The 14,905-nt window shown below is 54.7% G+C and carries 10 protein-coding genes and 1 tRNA gene; 8 read left to right on the forward strand and 3 right to left on the reverse strand.

Annotation, left to right across the window (positions count from 1 at the left end; all coding sequences use genetic code 11):
- Positions 1–48: 48 nt before the first annotated feature.
- Both rlmB and rnr read right to left on the reverse strand, forming a co-directional pair.
- On the reverse strand, positions 49–786 hold the full coding sequence (rlmB, locus tag K0B93_RS17730) for a 23S rRNA (guanosine(2251)-2'-O)-methyltransferase RlmB (RefSeq protein WP_219868583.1): 738 nt from the start codon (positions 784–786) through the stop codon (positions 49–51).
- Positions 787–801: 15 nt separating this feature from the next.
- Positions 802–3,372, reverse strand: a complete 2,571-nt coding sequence (rnr, locus tag K0B93_RS17735; RefSeq protein ID WP_219868688.1) for a ribonuclease R — start codon at positions 3,370–3,372, stop codon at positions 802–804.
- Positions 3,373–3,627: 255 nt separating this feature from the next.
- Here rnr and K0B93_RS17740 point away from each other — a divergent pair.
- The 5 genes from K0B93_RS17740 to K0B93_RS19495 all read left to right on the forward strand — a co-directional run bounded on the left by K0B93_RS17740 (position 3,628) and on the right by K0B93_RS19495 (position 10,893).
- A tRNA-Leu gene (locus K0B93_RS17740) sits at positions 3,628–3,714 on the forward strand.
- Between the two features lie 478 nt (positions 3,715–4,192).
- A complete protein-coding gene (locus tag K0B93_RS19430) occupies positions 4,193–5,791 on the forward strand; it encodes a PAS domain-containing methyl-accepting chemotaxis protein (protein ID WP_219868584.1) in 1,599 nt (532 codons plus the stop codon).
- Positions 5,792–5,829: 38 nt separating this feature from the next.
- Positions 5,830–9,507 (forward strand): PAS domain-containing protein, encoded by a 3,678-nt coding sequence (locus K0B93_RS17750; protein WP_219868585.1) that lies wholly within the window; start codon positions 5,830–5,832, stop codon positions 9,505–9,507.
- 8 nt (positions 9,508–9,515) lie between these two features.
- Positions 9,516–10,589: an HD-GYP domain-containing protein gene (locus K0B93_RS17755; protein ID WP_219868586.1), complete on the forward strand. Its 1,074-nt coding sequence runs from the start codon at positions 9,516–9,518 to the stop codon at positions 10,587–10,589.
- Between the two features lie 43 nt (positions 10,590–10,632).
- Positions 10,633–10,893, forward strand: a complete 261-nt coding sequence (locus K0B93_RS19495) for a hypothetical protein (RefSeq protein WP_416383219.1) — start codon at positions 10,633–10,635, stop codon at positions 10,891–10,893.
- Here the strand turns inward: K0B93_RS19495 and K0B93_RS17765 are convergent.
- Positions 10,883–11,812, reverse strand: a complete 930-nt coding sequence (locus K0B93_RS17765; RefSeq protein ID WP_219868587.1) for an AraC family transcriptional regulator — start codon at positions 11,810–11,812, stop codon at positions 10,883–10,885. The two genes, K0B93_RS19495 and K0B93_RS17765, sit on opposite strands and share 11 nt — an antisense overlap.
- A gap of 577 nt (positions 11,813–12,389) precedes the next feature.
- Here K0B93_RS17765 and K0B93_RS17770 point away from each other — a divergent pair.
- The 3 genes from K0B93_RS17770 to K0B93_RS17780 all read left to right on the forward strand — a co-directional run bounded on the left by K0B93_RS17770 (position 12,390) and on the right by K0B93_RS17780 (position 14,905).
- On the forward strand, positions 12,390–13,028 hold the full coding sequence (locus tag K0B93_RS17770; RefSeq protein WP_219868588.1) for a hypothetical protein: 639 nt from the start codon (positions 12,390–12,392) through the stop codon (positions 13,026–13,028).
- A gap of 9 nt (positions 13,029–13,037) precedes the next feature.
- Complete coding sequence (locus tag K0B93_RS17775; RefSeq protein WP_219868589.1) at positions 13,038–13,571, forward strand: GTP-binding protein; 534 nt, start codon at positions 13,038–13,040, stop codon at positions 13,569–13,571.
- A gap of 77 nt (positions 13,572–13,648) precedes the next feature.
- Positions 13,649–14,905, forward strand: coding sequence for an ATP-binding cassette domain-containing protein (locus K0B93_RS17780; protein WP_324125848.1), 1,257 nt, complete (start codon positions 13,649–13,651; stop codon positions 14,903–14,905).

Genomic DNA, 14,905 nt, shown 5'->3' on the forward strand with positions numbered 1-14,905 from the left:
GGAAAAGGGGTCACGTATTCTAGGCGGCCGGGGGCTTCTGTGCAAGGGTTAACCAAGTCGCTGGCGCAGGGCTTCGTATAGGCAAACACCCGTAGCCACGGATACGTTGAGGCTATCCACGTGACCCAGCATCGGAATATTGATGAGCTGGTCGCAGTGCTCCCGGGTCAGACGACGCATGCCTTTGCCCTCGGCGCCCATGACCAGGGCCACTGCTCCCTTGAAGTCAGCCTGAAACAGCGTGGCACTGGCCTCACCCGCGGTACCAATTAACCAGACCCCCTGATCCTTAAGGGTTCGCAGAAACCGCGCCAGATTGGTCACCCGAACAAACGGCACAGTTTCCGCCGCTCCGCACGCCACCTTTCGGGCCACCGGGGTCAGTGACGCGGATTTGTCCTTCGGGACCACGACGGCCTGAACGCCGACCGCATCAGCCGTGCGCATGCACGCCCCGAGGTTGTGAGGATCAGTTACGCCGTCCAGTACCAGCAGAAACGGCGGCTTGTCACTGCCAGCGAGTTGGGCCAGCAGATCATCTTCCGTCCATTCACGGCTTTCACTGACCGCCGCCACAATGCCCTGATGGACACCGGACACCCGCTCATCCAGTTCCCTGCGATGCACCACCTTCCAGCGAACGCCAAGGCTATCAAGGGCGTCGGTGACACTTTTTACCCGCTTATCCTGACGACCGGTCTGGATCCAGACCTGCTGCAACCGCTCAGGCTCACGCTTGAGAACCGCCTCAACCGCATGCCAACCAAATACAAACTCTCCGGACACTGGCTTTGTTTCCTGTTACTTGCGGGATTTCCGTTTTTTATCGCCCTGACCGGACTTCTTGCCTTTCTCCAATGCGAGCTTGGCAGCCTGAGCAACCAGCTCATCCCTGGCCGATGGCGGCTCATTATCTGCACTGGAAGGCTTGGCGGGCGTAGCGGGTTTAGCGGGCGGCTTGCCACCGGATTTTTTGCGCGGACGCTTCAGCTCACCTTCAGCCGGCGCACGCCCTTTCGGACCCGATTTTTCCCGGGCTCCCGCCTTGCCTTTTCCACCGGTACGCTTGCCCTTCCCCTTGCCACGCTCATCGCCCTTGGGAACAGCCAGAGCGTCACGATCCGCCTGACGGTGCACTGGGTCGCTGATCAGTTCCAGGTCGATCTTGCGATCCTCCATGCCGACTCGAACGACCTTGACCCGGACCTCATCGCCAAGCCTGAAGCTCATCGCGGTGTGCTCCCCGATCAGCCGATGCTTGGCGGCGTCGTGGTGGAAGTAATCCCCGCTCAGGGTCGACACATGGACCAGGCCCTCGATGTAAACACCGGACAGCTCCACGAAGAATCCGAAAGGCACCACAGCCGCAATAACGCCGTCGTATTCCTCCCCGACGTGGTCACGGAGGTACTCGCACTTGAGCCAGGCCATGACGTCCCGGGTAGCGTCATCCGCCCTCCGCTCGGCCATCGAAGTATGCTCGCCCAGGCGTTCCATCTGGGGGAAATCGTAGGGATATTCGGCCAGCGCCGGGTCAGATTTCGGCGGCTTGACCACGTCTTTTGACGCGTTTTCGCCGTGAACAACGGACTTGACTGCCCGGTGGGCGATCAAATCCGGGTAACGCCGGATTGGCGAGGTGAAATGCGCGTAGCCCGCAAAGCCAAGGCCGAAGTGGCCCCCTTCCTCAGGGCTGTATACCGCCTGACTGAGGGAGCGCAGCATGACCGTCTGAATAACATTCGCGTCCGACCGTTCGGCAATTTCGGAGAGCAACGCCTGATAATCGGCGGACGTGGGATTGTCTCCGCCACCAAGCTGCAGCCCCAACTCGCCCAGGAACAGTCTGACCGCATTCAGGCGCTCTTCGGAGGGCCCATCGTGGACCCGATAAAGCGCAGGAATCTTATGTTTCTTGAGGAATCGAGCTGTGGCAACGTTCGCACACAACATGCACTCCTCGATGATCTTATGGGCGTCGTTACGGGTAACCGGCACAATCTCTTCGATTTTCCGATTCGCATCGAAGACGATCTTGGTTTCCGTGGTTTCGAAATCGATCGCACCGCGTTCGGTCCGCGCCTCGCGCAGCAGCTGATAAAGCCCGTACAGATTATGCAGCTGCGGGAGGACGTGGGCGTACTGCTCCGACAGACGATAGCCCGACTCGGAGTCGGGGTGCTCCAGCATGTCGCTTACCTTGTTGTAGGTAAGGCGCGCATGGCTGTACATCACCGCCTGATAAAAGCTGTAGCCACTGATGTTGCCAGCAGCACTGATGGTCATGTCGGCCACCATACACAGGCGATCGACGCCCGGATTCAGCGAGCAGAGGCCGTTCGAGAGTTTCTCCGGCAGCATCGGAACCACATGATCCGGAAAGTACACCGAGGTACTGCGATTCACTGCCTCTTCATCGAGTGGCGTACCGGGACGGACGTAGTGGGAAACGTCGGCTATTGCGACAATCAGGCGGTATCCGCCCCGCGGCCGGGGCTCACAGTAGACCGCGTCATCGAAATCCCGAGCGGTTTCGTCATCAATGGTCACCAACCGGAGATTGCGGATATCAACACGATTTTCCTTGTCTTTTTCGGTGACTTCTTCCGGAATCTTTGCCACCTGCTCGCCCACCGACGGCGGCCAGCTGTGGGGGATATCGTATGAGCGAATGGCGACATCGATTTCCATGCCGGGCGCCATGTGCTCGCCCAACACCTCGACCACTTTCCCCAGGGGCTGGGTACGAACACTTGGCTGACGGATGATATCCACCACCACGTACTGCCCGTGACGGGCTTCCCCGGCATGTTCCTGGGGAATCAGAACCTCGTGGTTGATGCGGGCATTCTCCGGCACCACGAAACTGATCCCGCTTTCCAGGAAGAAACGCCCGACCGTCTGACTGGTCCGATACTCGAGAACCTCGACAATCGCGCCTTCCCGGCGCCCACGATCGTCAACCCGATCAACCCTGGCAGCCACCCGGTCGCCATGAAACACCTGCCGCATCTGACGCGCGGTCAGAAACAGGTCAGAGCCACCATCATCCGGAACCAGAAAACCGAAACCATCTTTGTGACCAATCACCCGGCCGGTGACAAGATCGGCCTCTTCGATCGGGAGGTAGGCACCGCGACGATTGCAAATGAGCTGGCCATCCCGACACATTGCGATCAGGCGCCGGCGCAGGGCCTCAATGCCCTCGGGCGAGGTTTGCCCCAGCTCCTCACAAAGTGTTTCGTGAGTTGCCGGCGCACCCCGGTCTTTCAGGTGTTCGAGAATGAATTCCCGGCTCTGTATGGGGTTCTCGTAGTTCTGGGCCTCACGGCTGGCGTGAGGATCCCGGTCAGTTTTCTTCCTGGCAACCATTCGGATCCTTGCTGTCATACTGCACCGGATCGGCGCAGGTTCATTCGTTTGCCATGCAGTATAACGTTGGGATGGCGCACCTGCCTAACATGGAGACAAGAATAGGCATAATTACCTGCCAACCTTTTTTGCAAAAAGTGTTTGACAGGTTTTCCGGGAATTATTAAAGTACGCGCCATCGGTTGGGGGACACACTCTGGCCTTGGCAGAAAGGCCCAGTTTTCAATAAACTAACGGCTAATCTGCAAATCACCTGCCGAGGTGGTGAAATTGGTAGACACGCTAGCTTCAGGTGCTAGTGGGGGCAACCCCGTGGAGGTTCAAGTCCTCTCCTCGGCACCATTCTTCCCTGAATGGTCTCCCAGATATAATCCTTCTCTATCCATAAGCGCAATTGCCTTTCTGATTACGAAACGGCTAATCGCTATATGAAGCGCCTTTGTGGCCGCAGAGTTGATCTCAAAAACCCTCTCAGTCGAATCGAGCTCAATGGTTTTGAGTCCCGGCATTCCGCAGGATCAAGCAACCTCTGCCTTCGGTTGCCCGTTTCCAAGCCCCCCGATATCCATGTTTTGCAAACAAATACCCTCTGAATATCCACTTTCTGCAAAAATAACCGGGCGTTTGCAAGCCATAGCGCCCAACCAAAATTTTTTTTACTTTCAATACATAGAGTTAACGTTCACTCCACGCCTGATTTGATTCATTCAGAGTGAATCTTTAAAAAAACAAAACAAGACAGCACAAGTTGATTTGCAGCATAGTTGGGCAGGCATGGATGCCTAAAATTCACCTATGACTCTGCTGAAGAGGTGCGTCCGTGCGAGCCAATCACCCTGTCACCAACCGCAGCGTGCCTGTCAGTCGAAGCGCCAATATTCTCTCAACAACCAATCCGAAGGGCCAGATCACCCACATTAACGATGAATTTGTTGAGATCAGCGGGTTTTCACGGGAAGAACTGATTGGCCAGGCTCACAACATTATTCGCCATCCGGATATGCCCAGGGCCGCATACGAAGAAATGTGGCGCAGACTAAAGTCAGGCGAGACCTGGCTGGGAGCGGTCAAAAACCGGTGCAAAAATGGCGATCATTACTGGGTCAAGGCCTATGCCATTCCGGTGACCGGGAAGAACGGGGAGGTCCTTGAGCTTCAGTCAATCCGCTCACAGCTTGATCCAGCGGCCGAGGCCCGGGCAGACAAACTGTATGCCAAGCTTCGCGAGACCCAACCGACCAAAGGTCCGGTAGAACCAGTGAGCCTTCGCCGCGGGTTTTCACTGCATCTGAAGCTAATCATCGCAATAGCGCTGATACTGGCCGCGGTCAGCGCAGCTCAGTTCTTTGCCACCTCCGTCTACGCCGATCTCGCAATCCTGGCGGGTGCCTTTCTAGTAACCTCTGCGGCAGTTATCACCCTCACCCGCCCGCTGCGGCAATCTGTCCAACGAGCCCGGGATGTCATCAATGACAGCGTCGCTGAGAAGATCTTTGTCGGGCGCACCGACGATATCGGCAGCCTGGATCTCGCTATCCTTCAACAGGCCGCAGAACTGGACGCACTCGTCAAACGCATGGACGACGTTATCGGGAAACTGCAAAGCGGCGCCGAGCAAACAATTTCCCGAAGCAATGACGCTCATTCCGCCGTGCAGGAGCAGTCTACTGCCACAGACACCATCGCCGCTGCCAGTGAAGAAATGTCCTCCACTTCGCGGGAAGTGGCCAACAACGCGTCCGGCATGCTTGACCAGGTTCGTTTGGCCAACGACAGGGTTTCCAGCGGACAGTCCCTCACCCAGGAAACCCGCCACAGCATGGATGCGCTATCGAATGAGCTTTCAGAAGCTTCGCGAACTGTCGGCCAGCTAACCGAAGCAAGCAAGGGCGTTGCCCAGGCACTCAACGTTATTGGCGAAATCACCGAACAAACCAACCTGCTCGCTCTGAATGCCTCTATTGAGGCCGCAAGAGCGGGTGATGCCGGTCGCGGCTTTGCCGTAGTGGCGGATGAAGTCCGCAGTCTTGCGTTGCGGACAAAAACGACAACAGAACAGATTAACCAGACCCTTGGCCACTTTCATGAAACCGTTGCGAGTGCCACCGACTCAATGCAGCGCTGTGGCAGCTACGCACACAAAACCGTTGAAAACGCCAACAACTCGGAAGAGACCCTTGCAGAGCTGGTGACATTCATAGAACGAATTTCAGAGGCCTGCGATGGAACTGCCGCAGCGGCAGAACAACAGCACAACGCATCCGCTGAAATATCAGGGAAAATCGTCAGCATCAATGAACTTGGCGATACTGCCATGGGGGTGGTCAAGGAAGCCCAGGAGTCCATGCATGAGCTGAAAAGCCAGATCGGCGAGGTGGCCGGATTGGTTGACAGACTGCGCCAGCGGAACAGCCCCTGATTCAGTAACGTCCAATAAATCACCGATGGTTGTTCTAAGTGATTGAAATCCAGGTTTTGGGTAACAAAGAAACCGCTGACTGGCTGGCGCGGAAGGAGAAAAGCCTCTCCGCTTCCGGATTCCGCTGTCAATTCAGTGGCATAGATGACGAGCCAAGACCGGCAGAGGCCCCTGATGCCTGGCTTGTTGACTTTGATGCATGCGGAAAACCCTCTCTTGCTGACGTCCTCGAAGGAATAGGCAGCAGCGCCAGCGGGGCGGTACCGGTGGTGATTGCCGGAAAAGCAATCAGCATCGGGTCTGCCAGGCAGGCAGCGCTTGGCGGTGCTAGGCGCTTTCTGGAAAAACCCCTCACACCACGAGCACTTGTCAACGCGTGTAGGGGGCTCGGGATATTCAACACCCTGAGCTCCAGAACTGCTGTCGTTCTTGAGAACCGGCAGGCAATCCTTGAAAAAATCTGCAGGCCACTGGCCGAGCAGTCAGTTAATGCATTGCCCGCCAGCTCCGTTGAAGAGGCTCTCAACCTGGCGCGACATAACGATTCGGACGTCATCGTTATCAGCCATGACAAGGAGTCTCAGAGCTATCACGAACTCGCGGCATTGTTTGGCTTTTTCCCGGAGACCTCAGACATCCCGGTTATTTTCATCAATGAGGATATTGCCGATGCCGCTGCAAAGGACTTCCTGAATCGCCTCGGAACCGGGACCTTCTGCCCCTCATACCGAATGCTGGGACAGTTTCTGAGGGAGCAGACAGGCCGACAAAGTCGCCGCACACTCTCAGGTGGACGGGTCTATGACATCCTGCACGAACGGGAACAGGAACACTTTGCGCTGAATCATCACGCCATCGTCAGCACGACAGACAGCAGAGGGATAATCACCGAGGTAAACAGGCGGTTCTGTGACGTCAGCCAGTACTCCAAGACCGAGCTGATCGGCCAGAACCACCGCATTCTGAAATCCGGCTACCACTCCGCCGACTTTTACCGGGATCTCTGGAAAACCGTATCCGGAGGTGACGTATGGCAGGGCGAGATATGCAACCAGGCCAAGGACGGCAGCCACTACTGGGTATCGTCCACGGTCGTACCGTTTCTCGACAGCAAAAAGCGGCCCTACAAATACATAGCAATCCGGAAAGACATCACCCATGTCAAAGCATCGGAGCGTCAGGTGGAGCTCCAGGGTGAGCTTGCAAAGCTCGTCAGTGAAGCCAGCGCGCACGTTCTGTCGGGACACTGGTCCAACGCACCGGAAACCCTCCGATCAGCGCTGCACCCCCTGTGTCGGTTTCTTGATGTCCGCCACGTTTCCATCAAACTGCACCGGGCCGTCGGACTTTTATCCAACTGGCAAAACTACACCAGCGGTCCAGACCAGGATGTCTCACTTACCATAACCAGTTTTGAAACCGCCGGAACAGAAAGGCAAGAAAACAATAGCCACGTGATTGAATCCCGACTAGGAACAGGCGAGGAGGAGCTGGGCTCACTGACCATGCATGCAGGTCAGAACAGGATGATCGAGGTTATTTGCGCCCAGGGACTGATCGACGTGATGGGAAATGTCATCTCCCATTCCCTGGTCCGCTGGATATCGGAATACCACAAGGAGCGAGACCGGGAACGATTGCAGACAGCACAGTCGTTCGCGAGGATTGGCACATGGGAGTGGAATCTGGAAACCGACGAACTTCTCTGGACCGACATCATCCCCGCACTATTTGGTCAGCCCGAGGACAATGTGGAAACCTCCTATGACAACTTCATGTCAGCCATTCACCCCGAGGACCGGGAAAAGGTGGAATCAGGGGTAACCGCAGCAATTGAGCGCAATAAGCCCTACCGTGTTGAACATCGGGTGGTCTGGCCGGATGGCACTGTCAGATGGCTCCGGGAAACCGGGGCGGTCAACCGAAGCGAAGATGGAACCCCTCGGCAGATGCTGGGTGTTGTCGAGGATATTACCGCCGCCCATGAAGCGGAGGTTCAGCTGGCGCGCCAGGCTCAAATGCTGAACATGCTTCACGACTCCCTGACTGCGTTCATCCTCGACGGGAAGTTCGAGGCCACAATAGAGGCCATGCTGGAAAGCCTGCTTGAGCTGACCGATAGCGAGTCCGGTTTCATGGCCGAAGTGCTTTTTGACAGCACAGAAGAGCCCCACCTCAGGATTCAGTCCATGACCGACATTGGCTGGGACGAAGCTTCCAAGGACATATATAAGCAGGCCCGTACCGACAGGATCGAATTAAATCAACTGGACAAAATGCTGGGTGCTTCGATCAGGGAAAGGAGGATTATTCATAGTAATGAAGCCGAGTCAGAAGGCATCTTCAACCATCTTCCACAAGGCCATTCGCCGATAAAAACCTTTCTGAGTGTTCCCATAATGGTGGGTCCCGACCTGGTCGGAGTGTTTGCGCTTGCCAACCGTAAATCGGGTTACGATGACGCTCTAATCAATTTCCTACGTCCTTTTTCAGCAACCTATGGCGTGATCATCAATTCCCAACGAATGGTGGATATGGAGCAGACCCATCGGAAGAACCTGATCAGGGCCAAGCTGCGGGCTGATAAGGCGAACCGGGCTAAATCCGAATTTCTTTCCAGCATGAGTCATGAATTACGCACACCGCTTAATGCCATTCTCGGCTTTGCCCAGCTGCTGGAAAGCGATGACGAATTGAATGACGACCAGCAGGACAGTGTCCGGGAAATCTTCTCTGCGAGCGAACATCTCCTGGCCCTGATCAACGAGGTACTGGACCTTGCCCGGATCGAATCCGGCAAACTGGACCTCTTTCTGGAAACGGTCCCGGTTAGAGATGTAGTCGAGGAAGCGCTCACGCTTGTCCGTCTGTCCGCCAAGAAACGCGGTATCCGCATCAACCTTGACGGACTGCATAACTTCTGGGTGACCGCGGACTGGACCCGGCTCAAGCAGGCACTGCTAAACCTGCTTTCCAATGCGGTAAAGTATAACCACACGAATGGCACCATCTTCCTGGAGACCCTCCCCCAGGGGGACGCCTGGCTAGAGATCCGGGTAACCGATACCGGCGTTGGCATCCCCGAATCCCGGATCCCGGAACTGTTTCAGCCCTTTAATCGCTTGGGTGCGGAGCTCAGTCACATTGAAGGCACCGGTATTGGATTATCACTCACCCAGAGGGTGGTGGATCTCATGGGGGGGAGCATCGGTGTGCGTAGCACGGTAGATGAGGGCTCGACCTTCTGGATCCGCCTGCCTGTCCAGCCCCGGGATAACAATACGAACGAGGAACCATCCCTCTCCAGCGATGCCGTATGGGAGGCACCGAAAGACCAGTCTCTGGCCGAAAAACCGACGATTCTTTATATCGAAGATAATCCAGCCAACCTGAAACTGGTCAAACGTATCATTCAGTGTGATGCCAGGTTTTCACTGTTATCGGCATCCAGCGGAGAAGAAGGATTGCGAGTGGCCGACAACTGCAAGCCGGATCTGATTCTTCTCGACATCAATCTGCCGGACAGGGATGGCTATCAGGTCCTGCACGCGCTAAAGAGCCGGCCCGGAAACCGGAGCTTGCCCATAGTGGCCCTGACGGCTAGCGCGATGCCGAGTGAAGTCTGGCGAGGCAATAATGCGGGCTTTGACGACTACCTGACCAAGCCGTTCAACGTTCAGGAATTGATGAGCACACTGGAAAAACACCTCGGGTAAAAAGATTCATGCATGTAATCCCTGAAGAAAACCTTTTTGAACAGACGATCTTTGTCATCGATGATGAGCCGGTTAACCTCAAACTGCTCAACAAGATCCTTAAAAACGCAGGCTATCTCAACCTGGTTCTGATCAGCGACCCCCGGGATGTTATCGCTTCATACCGGGAACACCGCCCGTCATTGATACTGCTTGATCTCAACATGCCGAATATTGACGGCTATCAGATCATGGAGCAACTGAAAGACCTCGACGATCCGCTGCTGCCCCCCATCATCGTCCTGACAGCCCAGAATCAGCAGGACTACCTACTGCGGGCACTGGAGACCGGGGCCAGGGATTTTGTCAACAAACCATTTGACCGGCGCGAATTACTGATGCGGGTCCGAAATTTCCTGGACGCCCATGTTGCCCATAAGCTGGTTCGCGACCAGAAAAACCATCTGGAGCTTTTGGTGGAAGAGCGGACCCGGGAGTTACAGGCAACCCGACTCGGGATAATTCGCCGGTTGGGCCATGCAGCAGAATACCGGGACGAAGAAACAGGCAACCATATCTTGAGGATGAGCAAGATGTGCGCCCTGCTTGCCAGCAAGGCCGGCTATAACAAACAACAATGCGACCTGATCCTGGCTGCCAGTCCGATGCATGATATCGGTAAAATCGGCATCCCTGATTCAGTCTTGCTGAAACCGGGCAAGCTGGATCCAGAGGAGTGGCGGATCATGAAATCACACTCCGAGATCGGCGCTCGCCTCCTGGAAGGAGATGACAGCGAACTCCTTGCAATGGCCCGCGAGATTGCCCTTACTCATCATGAAAAATGGGACGGGACGGGCTATCCAAACGGGCTACAGGGGAAAGCCATACCGCTACCGGGAAGAATTGCAGCCCTGGCTGACGTCTTTGATGCATTGACCTCTCCCCGCCCCTACAAGGAAGCCTGGCCAATGGAGAAGGCGGTAGAACTGATCCGCGAGAACCGCGGAAACCATTTTGATCCGGACCTCGTCGACCTATTTCTGGGCAACCTTGATGACTTTCTTGAAATCAAGCTCGCTCACCAGGACGGCACTGACTGAAAAGCCAATGAATCCTGAAAACCTGAAGTGAATACTGAATGCCATACCGGATGCCGCTATCCTGATAGATCCCGGGCACTTTATCGTTACTGCCAACTCCCGAGCCGCAGATATCTTCGGCACCACCGTTGAAAGCATGACAGGTGCGCCACTGGACATCCTGATTCCGGAACACGCGGCTGGAGGCCGCCAACCTTCGGCTGACAAGAGCCCAGGATGCTGGCGGACTGCGAGCAGGCACTCAAGCGTGCAGATGAGGCACTTTACCAAAGCAAAACCGATTCCAGCCGCGCCTATGGGCTGATCTCAACGGAACGAGGAATTGCAGAGCCATGGCGCACACCCTGCCGACTGCGCGCCCCCTCAACGGCCCCCACGTTTTCTGAAAATTTTGTCAGGGATTCAAGGCATTCGAGCGTCTCGCTTGGATACTCACCAAAATGCTCACGGTAATAAGAGGAAAAGCGGCCGAGATGGTTAAATCCCCAGCGGAGTGCGTGATTGGCAATCTGGGGGTCTTCCTCATAATTGCGGATCAGGGACTCCCGGGCCTTTATCAGACGGCGGGACAGACAATAGTTATATGGGCTCATGCCCGTATATTTTTTCATCAGATAGTAGAGGTTCCGGATACTTAACCCGGACTCACTCGCAACCATTTCCAAATCAACACCATGTTCAAGCCGCTCATTTATCAGCTTCACTGCCTGACAAATCCGGCGTTCATCACGGACATGAACCTCAGGCAGTGAGGTAACTGAACCGTCGCCGCAATGCTGCACCAATGCTCGCTCAAACCATTGGACACGCTCCAGGGCATGCTCATGCCCCTTAAGGAATGCCATTTGGATCACAAAACTTTCAAGTAGCCTCGCGATGTTCGGGTCACCGCTCCTGGGGAATGCTTGCGGTTTTCTGGCACCGGGCGATCCCATCTGAACAATGAAGAGATGGGTTTCCGCCGACACATGGGCGCAATACTCGGCATTCGGTTCAAGAACGAAGGGAACTCCGGGTGCACTCAAGAAACTCTGACCATCAAGCTCAAACTCCGCGGCGCCCTCAAGAGGCAAAACAATCACCGGAGATTCGGTATTTGAGCCAGATATTCTATAGGCCTGATTCAGATAGATACCGCAAAGATTGACACGTTTACCCGGCAGGAAAGCCAGGTGGGCATAGAAATCCATCCGCTCACTGAGACCAGTGATTTCCTGCGACATCTTGAGGTTGCCACTCAAGGTCTGAAGCGAGGACAGACAATAGCTCGGACTTCTCGTGGCAAAGCGAAGGTAGTGCTCAAGAATGAAGCATTGGCTGCTACAGGCTCGCAAGACAAACTCCTCTGTTGTACGCACAAGGCTCGCGTATCAACATATCTACATAAGCTGAATGAACCAATATTTCGCTATGCAACTCTTTGTTTCATAAGGGCAAGCTTTATTTTTGCAGTATGCGGACATTGAGAAATATGTTCTGCGCGTATACTCAAGCAGTTGAAATGAGTTGTTTACCTGAAGAAGCCGCTCTTCCTCCAAGTCCAATTCCAAAAATAAAGCGCGCCCTTCACAGAGCATTACAAAAAAAATACGAACTATTTCATTCAGCAATATTAGGTTTCATTTTTATCTTTAAAACATACATTTATGTATTACATTGCGACATATGTTCCACTGAATACTCTACAGGCCGGCCTTAGACTTTTATTGATCAGAATCAATTTTTATAAAGACCTTCAATTCAGATATAAGCCGAAATTCATCAATTGCCGGTAACGCATTTGTCGCTTTGGGAAATCGCATGAACAGCAGAATAGAGTCTTCCAACACCACGAACGCTGGGAAAGCGGAGTTTTTCAGCCCCGACGATTGTCTGATCACAAGTTTCCGGCGAGCGTCAGCGAACAAGCAGGACATTCGCATCTCAACAGACGCTTATGGGGACTTGGTGCTCCTCAGTACCCGGGGAGAATATTTTGCAGACAGCCCGGATTTGCCGGGGCTCCTTCAACACTCTGTGGGGAAATTTCGTGTAAAGGTTCTCTCCGCAGAAGACAGTGACGCCTATGAAAACAAGGTGGGCAGAAACATAGACGAACTGATGTGGAAGACCGCGTTTTATGTTTCGAAAGGACGCCTGATGGAAGGCTGTCACTGGAACGATGTGGTTCAGCTTGATTACTGGCCTAATCTCACCCGCCTCCCCTTAACACCGGATACATTCAGGATCTTGGCCCTGTTTTTCAAACATCCGACATCCATCTTCTTTGCGTCCCGGCTGTTAAAGGTCCCGGCCAGTGAAATGTGTCAGATATACAGCGCAGCCCGCGCAGCCGGTTTCGCTCGCGCCATCAACCGGAAGCCAGAGGAACCCCGACTTGAGCCTCACCGCAGCCAGACCCTCTTGTCCTCGCTTCTCAGCAAACTCGCCGGGCGCTAGGAGCTCTTTATGGAACATAAAATCATCTTCGCCGGGCCTGTCGGTGCGGGTAAAACGACGGCAATAGGGGCCATCAGTGATATCGAGGTAGTCAGCACTGAAAGCAAGGCAACCGATAGCGTTTCACAACGCAAGGAAACCACGACCGTTGCGATGGATTACGGCACTCTGAATGTCGGAGACGGGCAAAAAGTTCACCTGTACGGGACCCCTGGACAGGAGCGCTTCAGCTTTATGTGGGACATTGTCACGATTGGGGGGCTGGGCCTGGTCGTGTTAATCGACAATAACCGGGAGGATCCACTTGCCGACCTGGAATTCTATATTCAAGCCTTCCGCCCTTTCATTAGAAAAAGCTCTCTGGTCATTGGGGTAACCAGTATGGACAAGAAGGCCCGGCCCGGCCTTTATTCCTACCACACAAAGCTCAGTGAACTCGGAATAAAAGCCCCGGTTTTTGAAGTCGATGCCCGCGAACGAAATGATATTTCTGTTTTGCTACAGGCGCTGTTGGCCATGCTGGACCCGGGAGTGAAGCGTTGAATAGCTTTGAACAGGATGGGCTAACCCCATCGGTTCTTTCACTTAATGGCTTCGGTGTGGCTTTCCGAGAGAAAACCGTGCTTGCGAGTGTCGACCTCGAGGTTGCGGACCGGGAAATCACAATTCTTCTCGGACCCAGCGGAACCGGAAAGTCGACATTGCTCCGGACACTAGCCGGTTTTAACGACCCAAACCCCAATCTCCGTACCTGGGGCAATGTAAGCTACATTGGCGACTCCCTGGGCGAGGGGGAACGGCCCGTACTTGCCGCACAGAACGCCAGAATGGTCATGGCGAGTATCCTCGAAAACATTATTCAGGATCTCCCGGAGAGAAGGTCCCTGTCACCTATACAGCAACGTCGGCTGGCACAAAGACTTCTGAAAACCGCCGGGCTGCAGGAACTCGTTGACAGAATTGATGAGCCCGTTATCCATTTGAGCCTGGCACAACAAAGACACCTCACCACCATGCGGCTTGCAGCAACGGGAGCTCGCCTGATGTTGCTCGACGAGCCAACTACCGGCCTGAATGATCAGGAAGCAGAGCGCCTGCTGCATTATATTGCTTCCGAGGGGCAGCGCCGCTCAATCCTCATCGCATTGCACAACCTCTCTCATGCTTCACTTATTGGCGGGCGCATGGTTCTGATTGCAGGAGGCACCGTTCATGAGTCTGCAAAAACGAGCGACTTTCTCAGGCATCCATCCAGTGAGGCAGGAAAAAGCTTTGTGAGAACCGGCTCCTGTGCCGTTGCTGCTCCCGACGCAGATCCTGAGACTCTGGCTCCTGAAACGCCACCTCCGCCACCTCTCCCGGAGGAAGCGCGTTCCTATGTCAGCGACAGCTTCGGCCCGAGAGGTTTTCTCTGGCTCAAGAAAGGACAACTGGCAGGCACACCCAGGCCGGGAATTGTTCAGGATCTTGAGTATGACCTCAAAGCACTGAAACGTGTTGGCATTACAACTTTAATCACACTCACCGAGACCCAACCTGACACCGAAGCTCTGGCCGAGTACGGGATCGAAAATATCTGGTCGCCATTCCAGGATATGGCGGCCCCTTCAATTACCCAGGCTGCAGGCCTCTGCAAAATGATACAGAAACTCTGCGATGAGGGCGGCGTCGTTGCTGTCCATTGCAGGGCCGGCCTCGGTCGCACCGGAACCATACTTGCCTGCTGCCTGATCTGGGAAGGCAAGGCGGCACTCGATTCTCTGGAAACAGTCCGCCGTATCGAGCCCCGCTGGGTTCAGTCCGAAGCACAAGTGGAATTCCTGGAGAAATTTGCCCTGTTTTTGAACGAACGGGTAAGAAACACGCAGGCATCCTGA

The sequence above is a fragment of the Marinobacter sp. F4218 genome, assembly GCF_019443085.1.
In the GTDB taxonomy this organism is placed as follows: domain Bacteria; phylum Pseudomonadota; class Gammaproteobacteria; order Pseudomonadales; family Oleiphilaceae; genus Marinobacter; species Marinobacter albus.

What these genes read in the sequence shown, in the direction of transcription:
- rnr (WP_219868688.1), bottom strand. Translation starts at nt 3,372, where the DNA reads ATGGTTGCCAGGAAGAAAACTGACCGGGATCCTCACGCCAGCCGTGAG.
- K0B93_RS17755 (WP_219868586.1), top strand. Translation starts at nt 9,516, where the DNA reads ATGCATGTAATCCCTGAAGAAAACCTTTTTGAACAGACGATCTTTGTC.
- K0B93_RS17765 (WP_219868587.1), bottom strand. Translation starts at nt 11,812, where the DNA reads ATGTCGCAGGAAATCACTGGTCTCAGTGAGCGGATGGATTTCTATGCC.
- K0B93_RS17770 (WP_219868588.1), top strand. Translation starts at nt 12,390, where the DNA reads ATGAACAGCAGAATAGAGTCTTCCAACACCACGAACGCTGGGAAAGCG.
- K0B93_RS17775 (WP_219868589.1), top strand. Translation starts at nt 13,038, where the DNA reads ATGGAACATAAAATCATCTTCGCCGGGCCTGTCGGTGCGGGTAAAACG.